General features: G+C 60.9%; 13 protein-coding genes. 4 read left to right on the top strand and 9 right to left on the bottom strand.

Annotated elements, in window-relative coordinates; translation table 11 throughout:
• Nucleotides 1-72: 72 nt before the first annotated feature.
• The gene (locus JET17_RS10505; protein WP_012313948.1) at nucleotides 73-546 is read left to right on the top strand and encodes an anti-virulence regulator CigR family protein; all 474 of its coding nucleotides are present in this window, start codon (nucleotides 73-75) and stop codon (nucleotides 544-546) included.
• 226 nt (nucleotides 547-772) lie between these two features.
• On the opposite strand, the gene JET17_RS10510 is transcribed toward JET17_RS10505, so the two are convergent.
• The 3 genes from JET17_RS10510 to JET17_RS10525 all read right to left on the bottom strand — a co-directional run bounded on the left by JET17_RS10510 (nucleotide 773) and on the right by JET17_RS10525 (nucleotide 4,801).
• The gene (locus JET17_RS10510) at nucleotides 773-1,777 is read right to left on the bottom strand and encodes a hypothetical protein (protein WP_012313949.1); all 1,005 of its coding nucleotides are present in this window, start codon (nucleotides 1,775-1,777) and stop codon (nucleotides 773-775) included.
• Nucleotides 1,778-2,081: 304 nt separating this feature from the next.
• Complete coding sequence (locus JET17_RS10520; RefSeq protein WP_150105121.1) at nucleotides 2,082-3,899, bottom strand: hypothetical protein; 1,818 nt, start codon at nucleotides 3,897-3,899, stop codon at nucleotides 2,082-2,084.
• Between the two features lie 29 nt (nucleotides 3,900-3,928).
• Complete coding sequence (locus JET17_RS10525; protein ID WP_012313952.1) at nucleotides 3,929-4,801, bottom strand: helix-turn-helix transcriptional regulator; 873 nt, start codon at nucleotides 4,799-4,801, stop codon at nucleotides 3,929-3,931.
• A gap of 119 nt (nucleotides 4,802-4,920) precedes the next feature.
• Here JET17_RS10525 and JET17_RS10530 point away from each other — a divergent pair, with 119 nt between their 5' ends.
• The gene (locus JET17_RS10530) at nucleotides 4,921-5,178 is read left to right on the top strand and encodes a hypothetical protein (RefSeq protein WP_012313953.1); all 258 of its coding nucleotides are present in this window, start codon (nucleotides 4,921-4,923) and stop codon (nucleotides 5,176-5,178) included.
• Between the two features lie 9 nt (nucleotides 5,179-5,187).
• Here JET17_RS10530 and JET17_RS10535 read toward each other — a convergent pair whose 3' ends face one another.
• The gene (locus JET17_RS10535; RefSeq protein WP_012313954.1) at nucleotides 5,188-6,177 is read right to left on the bottom strand and encodes a 5'-nucleotidase; all 990 of its coding nucleotides are present in this window, start codon (nucleotides 6,175-6,177) and stop codon (nucleotides 5,188-5,190) included.
• Between the two features lie 173 nt (nucleotides 6,178-6,350).
• Between JET17_RS10535 and adhP the strand changes: the two genes are divergently transcribed.
• Nucleotides 6,351-7,361 (top strand): alcohol dehydrogenase AdhP, encoded by a 1,011-nt coding sequence (gene adhP, locus JET17_RS10540; RefSeq protein ID WP_012313955.1) that lies wholly within the window; start codon nucleotides 6,351-6,353, stop codon nucleotides 7,359-7,361.
• 104 nt (nucleotides 7,362-7,465) lie between these two features.
• On the opposite strand, the gene JET17_RS10545 is transcribed toward adhP, so the two are convergent.
• From JET17_RS10545 to JET17_RS10560, 4 genes are all read right to left on the bottom strand, one after another.
• Nucleotides 7,466-8,212, bottom strand: coding sequence for an SDR family NAD(P)-dependent oxidoreductase (locus JET17_RS10545; RefSeq protein WP_012313956.1), 747 nt, complete (start codon nucleotides 8,210-8,212; stop codon nucleotides 7,466-7,468).
• A 12-nt stretch (nucleotides 8,213-8,224) separates the two neighbouring features.
• Nucleotides 8,225-8,911, bottom strand: a complete 687-nt coding sequence (locus JET17_RS10550; RefSeq protein ID WP_012313957.1) for a type 1 glutamine amidotransferase domain-containing protein — start codon at nucleotides 8,909-8,911, stop codon at nucleotides 8,225-8,227.
• A 246-nt stretch (nucleotides 8,912-9,157) separates the two neighbouring features.
• The gene (locus JET17_RS10555) at nucleotides 9,158-10,309 is read right to left on the bottom strand and encodes an MFS transporter (RefSeq protein WP_012313958.1); all 1,152 of its coding nucleotides are present in this window, start codon (nucleotides 10,307-10,309) and stop codon (nucleotides 9,158-9,160) included.
• Nucleotides 10,310-10,363: 54 nt separating this feature from the next.
• The gene (locus JET17_RS10560; protein WP_012313959.1) at nucleotides 10,364-12,046 is read right to left on the bottom strand and encodes an amidohydrolase; all 1,683 of its coding nucleotides are present in this window, start codon (nucleotides 12,044-12,046) and stop codon (nucleotides 10,364-10,366) included.
• A gap of 132 nt (nucleotides 12,047-12,178) precedes the next feature.
• Between JET17_RS10560 and JET17_RS10565 the strand changes: the two genes are divergently transcribed.
• Nucleotides 12,179-12,799 carry a TetR/AcrR family transcriptional regulator gene (locus tag JET17_RS10565; RefSeq protein ID WP_012313960.1) on the top strand — a complete coding sequence of 207 codons (621 nt, stop codon included), beginning with the start codon at nucleotides 12,179-12,181 and terminating at the stop codon, nucleotides 12,797-12,799.
• 9 nt (nucleotides 12,800-12,808) lie between these two features.
• Here JET17_RS10565 and JET17_RS10570 read toward each other — a convergent pair whose 3' ends face one another.
• A complete protein-coding gene (locus tag JET17_RS10570) occupies nucleotides 12,809-13,432 on the bottom strand; it encodes a glutathione S-transferase family protein (RefSeq protein ID WP_012313961.1) in 624 nt (207 codons plus the stop codon).
• Nucleotides 13,433-13,533 lie beyond the last annotated feature (101 nt).

Below are 13,533 nucleotides of genomic sequence, written 5' to 3' on the forward strand. Positions count from 1 at the left end.
CGCTGGCCTGCTGTAGATGATTGCAATGTCGTCTACATTTCAACAAACCACTTCACCGCAAAGGATGCTCTCATGGCCAAGTTGAAAGCTCTGATTGCCGCTGTAACGTCATTGGCATTGCTCGCGGCGTCGGGCGCTGCGCTCGCCGACCCGGGTAACGGTAAAGGCAACGATAAAGGGCATGGGCAAGGCAAGGGGCAGGCTCCGCATGCCCAAGGCCAAGGCAACGCTGGCGGCAAAAAGGGTGGCTCGGGTGGCAATGACTGGCATGGCGGGCCGTCGATCGACCGGGGTGATGTGCTGGGTATTCTGGGTGGCCACCGCAGCTATTGGAGCCCGGGCCCCGCATTGCCGCCGGGCATCCAGAAGAACCTGGCGCGGGGCAAGCCACTGCCGCCCGGTATCGCCAAGAAGCTCGATGGCCGGCTGCTTGGGCAGTTGCCGCATTACGACGGTTACGAGTGGATGCAGGCCGGCGTCGACCTGATCCTGGTGGCTGTCGCCACGGGTATCATCTACGAGGTGGTGAACGGGGCGTTCGATTGAGCCCGTTGCGTGTCTGGAGCCGTGGTGGCCCGCGGTAATACCGCTGCGCTCATGTGATCGAAACACGCCACGGGGGCAGCCCATTTCTACGGCTTGGCGCCGCAGGGCAATGCTGCCGAAGATTTTCCCGCCAGCTTGGAGCACTGGGCTGGCGGGAGGGACGTTGGTGTCAAATGCTGACCAGGCGCTGATAAGCCGCCTGATCAATGCCCGCATCTGTGGGGGATCAAGCGGCAAGCTTGCCGCGAACTTCCTGGGCATGCTCCAGCTCTTTGTGGACGCTGTCCTGCAGGACCACGTCCTTACCGTTTTTCTTGCCGGCCAGTGCGCTCTGCACCAGTTGGCTCAGCAGTTTGACCAGCATGATATTGTTGGACAGCAGGTCTTTTTCATCCTGGCTGAATGCGTTGTAGTCTGTGGTGCGCTGGACCAACTGCTCCAGGCTGGTGACGTGTTTCACGTACAGGCTGAATGTAATGGTCAGTTCGCCAATGACTTTGTCGCTGATGAGCTTGAGCTTCTTCAGATAAACAGTCGATTCCTTGATCAGGTCGACAGTCTTGTTCACTTCCTGGCGGATCTCTTCAGCCTTTTCGAGGCTCGAGTTGCCCTTGGCATTGAGCAGCAAACCACCCACGGCAATCACCGGCCCCGCTACTGCGCCGCCCAGTACCATCGAGCCCAGCGCCATGCCGCCGCCACCCGCAGAAAGCGCGCCGCCGCCCAGGGCCGCGAGCGTAGCGTTGTAGGCTGCCACACCAGACAGCGAGCTGATCGCCGTGCCGGTCGACGCCACACCCAGTGCCATGGTGCCACCGTAGGCTGCAAAGCCTGCGAGTGCGCCAGCGCTTGCAGTCAGTGCCGAGCTGCCGAGAAGGTCGATTGCCGAAATGGAGATTTCCTTGATCTGATCCAGATCGTGCTTGTCGAAGCGGATGTCCTCGCCGTGAAATTCTTTGAATTGCGGCTTGTTCTTGATTTTCTCGTAGGCGGATGCAAAACGTCCAAAGCTACGGCTGATGTCGAGCTTGAGTGCACCCAGAGCCTCAAGTGATTGCTCGGTGTTCTTCTGGTCACCATCAAGTTGTTCGCGGGCGCGGTCATAGCGTTCCTGGGCGTCGGCCACGATGCCCTTGGCTTCGGAAATTTTCTTGGCGCCTTTCACGCCGCCGGCGATCCCGGCTCCGCCCGCGACTACAGCTGCACCGATCAACAGAAACGGTAATGGCATCTCTAACGTGTCCTTTTGCTTTTGAGAGTTTCACAGGCAGCCTGATTGAGCTCATGGAAGTGCGCTCGGCTCATGTGGCTTGCGTAAATATGGTCGTAGCTGTCGTCGATCCGGCACTTGAGCGGTCGTTGCTCATAAATGCCGCAGCGGCTGCTGGTTTTGTCGTAGTGGCGGCAAACCCCTGTCCCGTCGTCCAGGTCGCTGTACAGCGGCTGCCCTGCCAGGTTCTGGCAGCACAGCCCACAGGCATCGCAGTTGAACCGCGACATTGGCGTTTAAAACACCAGCACAGCGTCTTTGTCGTTCATGAAGTCGTCCAGGCCTTTGCGATCTTGGTAGGGCATGTCGATTTCGCAAGTGGCCATTGCACTGAACAGTGCGTCATTGAGGTCAGCATGGGTTTGCGCCAGCACCAGGCTGGCATTGACCTTCTGCAACGTGTCCAGCTCGGCTTGCAACTGCTTGAAATCAATACCCGCGAGTTCGGCGGTGTAGGCTTCCAGGCGCTGGTTGACCAGCTTGTAGTAGTCCAGCGTGTGGTCCAGTGTCGACTTGAGGCCGTTGGCAAACTCGACAATTCGGTCACCAGCGGCGAGTGGTCGATGAAGTACAGCAAGGAGATGTTCAGCAAGCCGCTGGCCAGCGCACCGACGAAGGTGGAAAGTATTTCTCCCAGCACTGGCACCTGCATGCCAGGCACTTTGGCGATGGCTTCTTGCACCAGCACCCCGGTACACACCGATACGCCGGTTGCAACTATCTTCGAGACCGCGCGCAGCAACTCACCGAATGGCAGCCGCTGAGGGTTGAATACCAGCGTGCGCACCGCTTCAAGGATGGCTGCCCAGGATTCACGCAGGATCTTGGCAACGTTTTTGGCCGTGGTGAAGAAGATATTGATCAAGGTGGTCATCACTGACGACAGCACGCCGGCCAGCAGGCCGTCCTTGAAGCGTGTCAGCAGTTCACCGCGCCGGGCCTGTACCCCTTCAAACGCGGCCTTGCAGGCATTACCCAGGTGCTGCAGGAAGAGGCCGAGGTCGAAGTTGCCTTTCATGCTCTGCAGAATGTGCGGCAGTTCCTGGCGTAGCGCATTCCACGCCTCAAGCAGGACCAGGCCGAGCGTTTCCCGGGCGCCCATACGAACCCCTTGGTTGAGGCTGGCACTGGCAGTGTCGGCCAGGAATGCAGTGCTGGTGTAATAACTGTTGGCCAGTTCGCGTTCGTAGGCTTCACGGGCGATCCGGTCTTTTTCACGCAGTTTGCCCGGGTCGACGGCGTCGAGTTTTTCCAGCTTGTTTAACGTTTTGCGTTCTTTATCGGTGAGGCCGACACTACGCTGTTTCGACTGAAGGTCGCTGATTTCAGCCTTGCGTTGCGCTTCATTCTGGTCGAGATAGCGAATGAACTCGTCAGCGCTCTTGTCCTTTTTCGATGTATTGACAGACCCATCGGTGGCGTTGAGGTTGCTGCGCTGGTTGGCCAGTTCTACACCATCACGGTTCGCCAGAACCCGGGCAGGGTCGTCGTGGATCTTTTTCGCCGAGATGGTGTGGTCGCGATGTACATCGGCGTTCGGCGCGAACGTCTTGCCCGTATAGGCATCCTGCAGCGTGCCGGATTGCTTGCCAGCTTTGTACTCTCGGCCTACTTGTATGTAAGTGTCGGTGGAGTGGTAAGCCGCGCTGTCATAGTCGCCGCGCGCCGCATAAGCAGCCTCGTTCGCTGCAGATGCATATCCAACGGACTCGTCGCGCACGGTATGCAGGGTATCTACATGGCCACCACGCCGATCGTTGGCCAACAGGAAGTCCAGACCAAATGAAGTGAGCAGGCTCTTGATGACGACTTGCTCATACTGGTGCACAAGCGTTGCGCCGACATCGGGGGGGGCTTGGTGGACGGCTTGGGCCAAAGGGTCCAGGGCGAGTTGGGTCATCGAACATGCTCCTTGCACGGGTAGGGCGTCTTGCGGCGATTGGCAGATATACCTGAACCGGAACGGAATATAGCGAAGTGCCATCTTTGCTTCAAGGCGCGGCGCCAGTACTTTGATAGCATGGCCGAAGGAACGTGACCTCAGGCGGTGGTTACCCCGCTGGCACCGCCTTGCCCCGGTCAAGAGAACGGGCTACCGAGCCCGTTGTTCATTCATTCGTACAGCCAAGGCTTCAACGCCTCCAGGTTTTTCACCACGATCTGCTGTGCCGATGCCTTGGGCTCAAGCTTTTTCGGGTCGATCTGATAGCGCTGCAGCACATAGCCCACCAGTGCGCAGCGTGTCGGGATCACCAGCTCACCGGCTTGCATACCCAGGTCAATTTCGATGATCGCCTTCTGTGCGGGTTTGAGGCGCGAGTCTGGCTCGATGACCACATCGATCATCGTGTTCCATTCCTCATCGTCATCGATCAGGTTCTCGCTCATGCGCTCGAACTCTGGTACGCCCCTGAACCTGCTCAGCACAAAATCCCGGTACTTGCGATTCTTCTCGCAATACGCGCGCACGTGCCAGCGCATGCCGGTGTAGACCAGGGTGTGGGGCGAAATCAGCCGTGTTTCCGGCACCGGGTTGGCCAGCGACACGTATTCGATGGAGAGCACTTCACTGTTACGGCAGGCCTTGAGCAGAGGGCGCAACACGTCCGGGCGAATTGTCCTGTCGGGAACTTCCAGCACCTTGGTATGGGCATACGCCAACGCCAACCCCTCCACGTGGGGCGCCCGCGAGTGGGTCTGATTCAGCAATTGCAGATAGGCATTGGCACTGTCATCGATGAACAGCGGCTTGAACTGCTTGCCGGGTACATAACCCTTCAGTTGCTTGTCATATGTAAGGTTTTTAGGCGCATGCTCGCTGATGTAGGTATTGATGTCCTTGGAGGCCTGTTGGCGGCTGATGCCAAAGCTCTGCATCAAGTGGCCCGTGGTCAGGCGGCCCTCCCACCAGGCCACGGTTTCGATCAGGCGATAGCGAAGTGCCAGGTCCCAGCGGACCTGGTCTATTTGCTGAGTACGTTTCATGGCCCGTCCATGTGTGCGAATTGTTTACCTGTATAAGTCTACAATCTATACATGTAAAAAATCACTACATATCCTTTGGCTGTCCTCGAAACAAACTGACCTGGCAAAAGGATTGAACAATGGCTACGACGGATATGATTTGGGCAGCGGCGCTTCTGATGATGCTGGTGATTGCGGTGCTGTTGTTGGCCCAATACCTGAAACTGCAGGAAGTGTGGGAAACCCTCGTCAATTGCCGCACCACCCTGCGTTGGGCGCGGATTCAACAATCGGAAAACAATGAGCTGCGCTCGGCACTGCGTGCGCACAAGGCGCATGTCGACCAGTTGCAGCGCAAGGTGACCCTGCTGCAAGCGCTGGTCCCTGAAGGCAAGTAGATCTGGCCTTTACTCTGCCGTGTTGTCGAGTTCGGCAAGGCTCACTGGGTGCTCGACAACCCTGGCACCCAACGCCCTGTTTGCTACCCCGAACGGCACATGCACCATCGGCAGATTCCCCGCAGCCGAAGTCAGGTGAGTGCGCTGATCATCGAAGAACATGTGCGGCTTGAGAATCGACAGCACGCGGTCTTTTGCCATTCCGCCCAGGAAGAACGATTCATCCGGTGAAACACCCCAGTTCTTAAGCGTCGTCACCACGCGCTCATGGGACGGTGCATTGCGCGCCGTGACAATGGCAATACGCAGAATGCGCTTGTATTCAGGGTCGAGCGACAACTTGCGGTCTTCAAGCTGGCGAATCAGCGAAAGCTTGCGATACAGGTCTGCCAACGGCCCCGGCTGATGCGGGATGGTCTTGTGGGCATGCTCATGGGCCTGAAACTCGGTCAGGTCCTGGCGCTGCTTGTACACGCTTTCCGCTTCGTCATCGGCAATCACCCCATCGAAGTCGAAAGCCACCCGCAATTCGGTGTCGATCTCGTCATCATAGATCTTGCTCGGCAGCACCAGGCCAGCGGGGTAATCGGCGTCGATGGCACGCTGTACGTCGCCTTCGTGGGCGCTGAGAAACAGCGAGGCGTTGAAGGCGGGGATGTATTCGTAGGGCGAGCGGCCGGACATGAACGCCGCGCGGGTGATGTCCAGGCCGTAGTGATCGATCGAGCGGAACACCCGCAGGCCGGTTTCGGGTGAGTTGCGTGACAGCAGCACCACTTCTACCGGCAACTGCTCGGGGAAGGCCTTGTTGATGCTCAGGAAGCGGCGGATGAAAGGGAATGCCACACCTTTGGGGAAGGGCACATCGAGGTTGGCCTCTTGGTGCAAGCGGTAGGCTTCTACGCCATCTGCCTGGTAGATGTCGTCCGAGACGGTCAGGTCGAACAGTGCACTGGAGGCGACGCCGACGACGAGTTTCTGTTCGATGGGGTAGGGCATGGCGGGCTTCCTGGTGATGGAGCAGGGGCGCCTTGTCAGCAGGCTAGGCTCGAATCCTAGCAAACCCGGGCACCTACCGTCACAGACCCTGACCTGCAGCAAGTCCTGTGGCCAAACCACCACTATGCTGAACCCTTCAACTCAAGCTCATTCAAGTAATCAAGGAGGCATTCATGAAAGCTGCAGTTGTTGCAAAAGGGCGCCGCGTGGAGGTGGTGGAAAAAAACCTGCGCCCGCTTGCGCACGGTGAAGCGTTGCTGAAGATGCAGTGCTGTGGCGTGTGCCATACCGACCTGCACGTCAAAAATGGCGATTTCGGTGACAAGACCGGCGTGATCCTCGGCCACGAGGGTATTGGTGTGGTGGTGGAGGTAGGGCCGGGCGTCACTTCGCTCAAGCCGGGCGACCGGGCCAGCGTGGCGTGGTTCTTCCAGGGCTGTGGGCACTGCGAGTACTGCAACAGCGGTAACGAAACGCTGTGCCGTGAGGTGAAGAACTCTGGCTATACCGTCGACGGCGGCATGGCCGAGGCGTGCATCGTGGTGGCCGACTACGCGGTAAAGGTGCCCGACGGGCTCGACTCGGCTGCCGCCAGTAGCATCACCTGCGCCGGTGTGACCACCTACAAAGCGGTGAAATCGTCCAACATCCGCCCCGGGCAGTGGATTGCAGTTTACGGCCTCGGCGGGCTGGGCAACCTGGCCCTGCAGTATGCGAAGAATGTCTTCAACGCCCGGGTCATCGCGATCGATGTGAATGATGAGCAACTGGCGTTCGCCCGTGAAATGGGCGCCGACCTGGTGGTCAATGCGCGCAGTGAGGATGTAGCCAAAGTCATCCAGGCGCAAACCGGTGGCGCGCATGCGGCCGTGGTGACGGCGGTGTCGAAAAGCGCGTTCAACTCTGCGGTCGATGCGCTGCGTGCCGGCGGCCGACTGGTGGCTGTCGGGCTGCCGCCAGAGGCCATGAGCCTGGACATTCCGCGCCTGGTGCTCGATGGCATCGAAGTGGTCGGTTCACTGGTCGGTACCCGCCAGGACTTGGCTGAAGCCTTCGAGTTTGCTGCGCAAGGCAAGGTTGTGCCGAAGGTGACCCTGCGTCCGATCGAAGACATCAACGACATTTTCGAAGAGATGCTGGAAGGTAAGATCAAGGGTCGGATGGTGATCAACTTCGCGGATTGAGCAGTGCGCTGCCAGGTGCATGGGGCGGGTTATTCAGCGCTGTATAAAGCGAGCGTCAGAACACTCAAGCCATGCACCCGTCCTTGTCTTCAACCTTGGCAACATCACCAGGTAATCGGCTGACCATCCCACGCCCAGAAGCTGCCACTGTCCGCCGGCCCAAGCCGGCCAATCTGCTCAAGGATGCACTGCGCAGCGAACGCAGGTTCAAACAATTGCTCGGCGGGCACATTCGCCTGAAACGGTTGGGAAAGCTGCGTATCGGTAGTGCCGGGGTGCAGCACCAGCACCGTGGAAGCCGGGTTGATGCGTTTGAGTTCGATGCTTGCCGTATGCAGCAACTGGTTCAGCGCGGCCTTGCTGGCGCGGTAGCTGTACCAGCCGCCCAGTCGATTGTCGCCGATGGACCCGACCCTGGCCGACAGCGCGGCAAAGGTGCAGGGCTGCTTGCGCAGCAGCGCCAGCAGGTGCTTGAGCAGCAGCACCGGCGCGAACGCGTTGGTCGCGAAGCTGGCCTGCAGGCCAGCCAGGTCAAGTTGGGCCAGGGCCTTTTCCGCCTTGGCACCGTCGCGCTGCAGAATGCCCAAGGTGCTTATGACCAGATCAAGGTGCGTGCAGGTGCGGCTGACCTCACGGGCCAGTGCTTCAAGGGACTGTTCGCTGCGGGCGTCGCAATCGATGCGCACCAGGCGTTCGCCATGTGCAGCGGCGAGCGCGGCCAGGGCTTCGCTGCCCCTGGCCTGGCGCGACACCGCCCACACCTGCGCCACGTCATCGCGTGCCAGCAGCTGTTCACAAAGCGCCAAGCCGATGCCCTGGCTGGCGCCGCAGATGAGTGCGTTCAGCGTCATGGTGCAGCAGCCCTATTCGCTTGCCAGGCGCTTGAGCAGCGCCGTGGCCACCGCCTCGGACGATGCCGGGTTCTGCCCGGTGATCAGGTGCCCGTCCTCGACAACATGGCTCGCCCAGTCCGGGCCCTTGGAATACTCACCGCCATTGCGTTTGAGCATGTCCTCGACCAGAAATGGCACTACATCGGTCAGCCCGACCGCGTCTTCCTCACTGTTGGCGAACCCGGTCACTTTCTTGCCCTTGACCACAGGATGGCCGTCTGGCGCGTTGACGTTCTTGAACACACCCGGCGCATGGCACACGGCGGCAATCGGTTTGTTGGACGCATAGAAGGCTTCGAGCAGCGTCTTGGAGTCCTTGTCCTCGGCCAGGTCCCACAGCGGCCCATGGCCACCGGGATAAAACACGGCGTCGAAGTCGTAAGGGTCGATTTCGCTCAGCGGTACTGTGTCGGCCAATGCCATCTGCCCCTCGGTGTCACTGCGAAAACGCCGGGTCGCATCGGTTTGCGCATCGTCCTCGTCGCTCTTGGGGTCCAGCGGCGGCTGCCCGCCTTTGGGCGATGCGAGGGTGACGTCGGCGTTGGCGTCGATGAACACGTAGTAAGGTGCGGCAAACTCCTCCAGCCAGAAGCCGGTTTTCTTGCCGGTGTCGCCCAGCTGATCGTGGGATGTCAGCACCATCAGGATCTTTTTCATCTGTGCCAGTTCTCCAAGCGTGAATGGGCAGCGCGCCGTTCGCCCTGCGTTACTGTGGGAGGGCGCAGCAGGGCAGACGTTCCCTGCGCACCATCATCCTGTTGTTCTCAGCTCTGTGCAGTCTGGCCCTTGGCGCTCGGCCATGCCACCGCCTGGCAAGGTAAGTATGTGCGATATCCTGCGGCAGAATGCAGCATCGTCCTTACTAGTGATGCAGGCGCTGCGGTGCCTGTCGAGCTTCAGCCATTACGCCGGCCTGGTCCTGCGATGAACCACTCCCGCCGCACACTTGAGCGCAAAGCCCAGCACGATCGCCGCCCCGGCACTCACGAAAATCATCTCCCGCCCCGCACTCTGCTGCTGCACGGCGACAAACGCTGGCGCCGCGGCCGCCGCCGCCACTTGCAGAGTGCTCACCCACGGGGTCAGCGTGCCCTTCGGGTCATTGGTGGCGATTGCGCCCATGTAGTAGGTCAGCGCCAGTACCCAGCCAAAGTTCATCAGCAGCAATGCCCCGCAAAGCTGTTGTGCATCGTGGCTGTAGCGCGCCAGCAGCATGATCGACAGCAACACCAGCAGCGAACCGAAACCGATCATCGGCCCACGCGGCACTCGCCCGCCGAGCACGCTTGGCAGCGCCCCGCCGGGCAGGCCGCCGAGTATCCCCAGGCCGAACGCCCAGCCCACGTCCACCGGCGCGATCCCACGCTCACGCGACAGCGGGTCGACGAAGCCCCAGATGCAATAGATGGCAAGCTGCAAGCACAGCATACCCAGCAAGGCATAGCGCCCGAGCATGGCCGAGCCGCAACCGCCCTGCGCCAGTTGCCGGGGTGCCTCGCGGTGCATCCGGGTGGGGATGGCAAGCGCTGCCAGGGCGATCAATACGAACCAGAAGCCGATCGACGCGATCGCCCAACGGTTGCCAAATACCTCAGCCAATTGCGGCATGCAGGTGGCGTACAGGGCAAACACGGCAGTCTGAATCAGCAGCGACAGCCCATACGAGCGGTCCTGCCCAGGCAGGCGCCCCAGTCCACTGATCGCCCCGGCATACAACAGGCCCGTGGCCACGCCACAGGCCAGGCGGCAGGTGATCAGCGTCGGCAGTGAGTCCAACGCGCCACTGAGCAGGTTCAATGCCATTGCCACTAGCGCGCAGGCCACGTAGAAGCCACGGCCACCAAAGCGCCGCCCCAATGCCGGCAGCAGCAGGCTGCCGAGCAAAGTCCCGATCATTTCAACCGACAGCACCCAGCCTTGCTGGCTGAGGTCCAGGTGCAGCCGTTCGCCGACCAGGCCAATGAAGATCGGTTGCACGCCAATGATGATCAGCGCCGTGGCGGCGATGTAGATCAGGGCGGCACGCAGAAGCAGGGTATTTTTATTGTTGTGCATCGAGGGTTTCCCGGGTGAAGCAGGTAGCGCGGCCCGCAGGCCGCGGCGCTCAGGTCAGGCGTGGGGGAGGGTGCCTGCATCGTGGGTAATACGGCCGTTCATCAAGGTCATGGCCACGTCCGTTTTACCGATCTGGTAGCGGTCCAGCTCGAACAGGTCCTGTTCCATGATGATGATGTCTGCCCGTTTGCCCTCGGTAATCGAACCAATCTCTTTTTCCAGGCCCAGCTGGTAGGCGCCGTTGAGGGTGTAAGCGGCGATCAGTTGGGGAATGCTCAGGCGCTCGTTGGCATCAGGCATCACCGGTGCATCGGGCTCGCCGCTGAGCTGGCGGGTGTGGCCCGACTCGATGTGCTCCACCGGTTTGTGTTGGCAGCGGCACTGGCACACCAGCCCGTCCATGCCGATGGACACGGTCACACCCTGGTCGATGAAGGTACGGAATTTGTACATCGAGGCCCAACGCTTGAACCCGTACGACTGCTGGATCGCCTCGGCATAGGCATCGACCACACCCCATTGCAACTGGGTGTTGGCCATGACGCCAATGCGGCGAAAACGCGGGATGTCGTCGGGGTGGGTGAGGAAGGCGTGTGTGATCACATGCCGTCGGTCGCGCGGCGGGTTGCTGGCGAAGGTGCGCTCGAACACGTCCAGGGCCATGCGCACCGCTGCATCACCCACCGCATGCACCATCACGTCGATACCGTTGGCGTCGGCGTTGCGTACATGCTCTTCGAACACCGCCTCCGGCATGGTCGTCGAGCCACAGCTGTGGGGTTTGTCGCAGTAGGGCTCGAGCAGGAATGCGGTGTGGTTCAGCTCGGTGCCGTCGAGCATCAGCTTGAGGGTCTGCGCCTTCACCAGCGGCGAGTTGTAGCGCTGGCGCAGGGCCTGCAGCTGGATGACCGGGTCGGGCTCGGTGCCCATGTTGATGTAGCTGCCCACCACACGCAGTTTCAGGCGTGCTTCGCGTTCCAGTTGCTGCAGGGTTTCATACAGCAGCGCCTGGTCGCCGCTGGGGTCGAGGAAGCCTGCGTCGAACACCGTCGTGATGCCGGCAGCCACCAGCTTCTCTTGCCAGAACGGGATCGAGCGCAGGTACAGGTCGATCCCCGTCGGCAGGTAGCCGGCCTCGCTCAGGCGTTGCATCAGCAGCGAGTAAGCCGCGCAGTCAATGATGATGCCGGTGGGTTCGCCGGTGACCGGGTCTTTTTCGAACCAGCTGGCGCCTTCTTCCACCGCGGGGGTGTCGCGGTCGATGCCCGCCGCTTGCAGGGCAAAGCTGTTGACCCACATGGTGTGGTAGTCGGTGGACAACAGGCACACCGGCTTGTCCGGGCAGATGGCGTCCAGCACTTCACGGCGCAGCATGTCGGCCGGCATCAGCGGCTGTATCCAGCCCATGCCGGTGATGGCCTTCTCGGCGGGGTTGGCCTGGACGTACTGCTTGAGCAGGGCCAGCACCTGGTGTGGGTCTTCATGGTTGACCAGGGCCTGGAAGGCGAACGCGGTGCTGGAAAAGTGCCAGTGCGATTCGACGAAGCCAGGCAGCACCAGCTTGCCGTCGGCATCCAACAAACGGGTGGATGGGCCGGCATGGGCCATGACACTGGCCTTGTCGCCCACGCGCAGGATGCGTTCGCCCTGGATGGCCACGGCATCGGCCCAGGGCTGGTGCGGGTCGACGGTGTAGATGCGGGCGTTATGGATGATGAGCTCTGCAGCGGCGGTCATGGCGACTCCCTGGGTCAAAATGCCGCGCTAGTTTTGCGTCGATAAAAAGTTTTAGTCAATAAAATATTTTCCCGGTTCAGCGATGTTGTATGCTGGCCCTCCCGACCAATCGGGTTCGACAAAGGTAGTGACGTGAGCGGATTACGCGAACAGCAGAAGGCCATGCGCCGGGAGACGATCAGCCGTACGGCGCTGGGCCTGTTCGAGGCGCAGGGCTACCAGACCACCACCATGGAGCAGATCGCGCGCCTGGCGGCGGTGTCTGTGCCCACGGTATTCGCCTATTTCGGCAGCAAACAGGAGATCCTGCTGGAGAAGCTGCGCGAGGCGGACCACCGCGCCGTCACCCAGGCGCGCCGCCGCCTGCCCGAATTCGAGGATGCGCTGGATGCCTTGTGCTGTTACGAGGAGCACCTCACCGATTACGCCTTCGCGGTGCTGCCCGCGCCACTGTGGCGCGAGATCCTGCCGCCCTTGCTGCCGCTGCTGGGCGGTGACCAGCAGGCGTTGCCCGCCGCCTACAAGCGTGTCAACGACGCGTTGGTCGAGGAGCTCAAGCACCTGCTGCAGGACCTGTGTGACAGCGGCAAGCTGCGGGCCGATCTCGATGTCGGCTATGCGGCGTTCCTGATCAACGACTATGGGCACTTGCAACTGCTGCGCCTGTGCAACAGCGAGACGCTGGACATGCCTGCGCATCGCACGCAAGTGCGCATGTTCATGGCCATCTTGCTGGCCGGCATGCGCGGTTGACGGTTCCCCCTACGCCATCCCGTTACGGCCATGGGCCAGGAAGCCCGCACGCTCGCTCAGCCGTTGGTAGTAATCCCGCACAGCCGGCAGGTGAGGGTGCTCGAAGGGCGTTTCGAACCAGCGATTGACCGAAAGCCCGATGGGGATATCGGCCAGCGTAAAGCTGTGACCGGCCACATAAGCACCGGTCGTAACCAACTGCTGCTCGAGGATGCGCATATGGCGCGACCAGTCTGCGCACCCGGCGGCCAGCGCCTGGGCATCCTGGTGCGCGGGTGAGTGGCGTACCAGCGACATGAACGCATAGCTCCACGAGCGGTTCAGGTCCGAGGCTTGCCAGTCGATCCATTGATCCACCCTGGCCCGAGCCGTGACCTCGGTGGGGTACACCGGCGCATCGCCATAACGCGTGGCCAGGTAGCGGATGATGGTGTTGGACTCCCACAGCGTGAAGTCGCCGTCCTGAATCACCGGGACCATGGCGTTGGGGTTCAGGGCCAGGAACGCAGGCGTGTCGGTGGGCTGGAAGCCTGCGCCCCAGTCTTCGCGATCGAAGGGAATATCGAACTCAATGCAGGCCCAGAGGACCTTGCGCACGTTGATGGAAGAATCCCTGCCCAATATCCGTAGCATGCTGTAGTCCTTTTCCGGGAAGAGCCGATCGTCAACCACGGCACTTCTTCGGTCAAGCGTAAAAGCGCAGTGGTCAGTAGCGGGCCTAAATCCCCACCTAG

The sequence above is a fragment of the Pseudomonas putida genome, assembly GCF_016406145.1.
Classification (GTDB): Bacteria; Pseudomonadota; Gammaproteobacteria; order Pseudomonadales; family Pseudomonadaceae; genus Aquipseudomonas; species Aquipseudomonas putida_E.

Coding starts and splice junctions, on each gene's coding strand:
- JET17_RS10505 (WP_012313948.1), top strand. CDS start 73: ATGGCCAAGTTGAAAGCTCTGATTGCCGCTGTAACGTCATTGGCATTG.
- JET17_RS10510 (WP_012313949.1), bottom strand. CDS start 1,777: ATGCCATTACCGTTTCTGTTGATCGGTGCAGCTGTAGTCGCGGGCGGA.
- JET17_RS10525 (WP_012313952.1), bottom strand. CDS start 4,801: ATGAAACGTACTCAGCAAATAGACCAGGTCCGCTGGGACCTGGCACTT.
- JET17_RS10530 (WP_012313953.1), top strand. CDS start 4,921: ATGGCTACGACGGATATGATTTGGGCAGCGGCGCTTCTGATGATGCTG.
- JET17_RS10535 (WP_012313954.1), bottom strand. CDS start 6,177: ATGCCCTACCCCATCGAACAGAAACTCGTCGTCGGCGTCGCCTCCAGT.
- adhP (WP_012313955.1), top strand. CDS start 6,351: ATGAAAGCTGCAGTTGTTGCAAAAGGGCGCCGCGTGGAGGTGGTGGAA.
- JET17_RS10545 (WP_012313956.1), bottom strand. CDS start 8,212: ATGACGCTGAACGCACTCATCTGCGGCGCCAGCCAGGGCATCGGCTTG.
- JET17_RS10550 (WP_012313957.1), bottom strand. CDS start 8,911: ATGAAAAAGATCCTGATGGTGCTGACATCCCACGATCAGCTGGGCGAC.
- JET17_RS10555 (WP_012313958.1), bottom strand. CDS start 10,309: ATGCACAACAATAAAAATACCCTGCTTCTGCGTGCCGCCCTGATCTAC.
- JET17_RS10560 (WP_012313959.1), bottom strand. CDS start 12,046: ATGACCGCCGCTGCAGAGCTCATCATCCATAACGCCCGCATCTACACC.
- JET17_RS10570 (WP_012313961.1), bottom strand. CDS start 13,432: ATGCTACGGATATTGGGCAGGGATTCTTCCATCAACGTGCGCAAGGTC.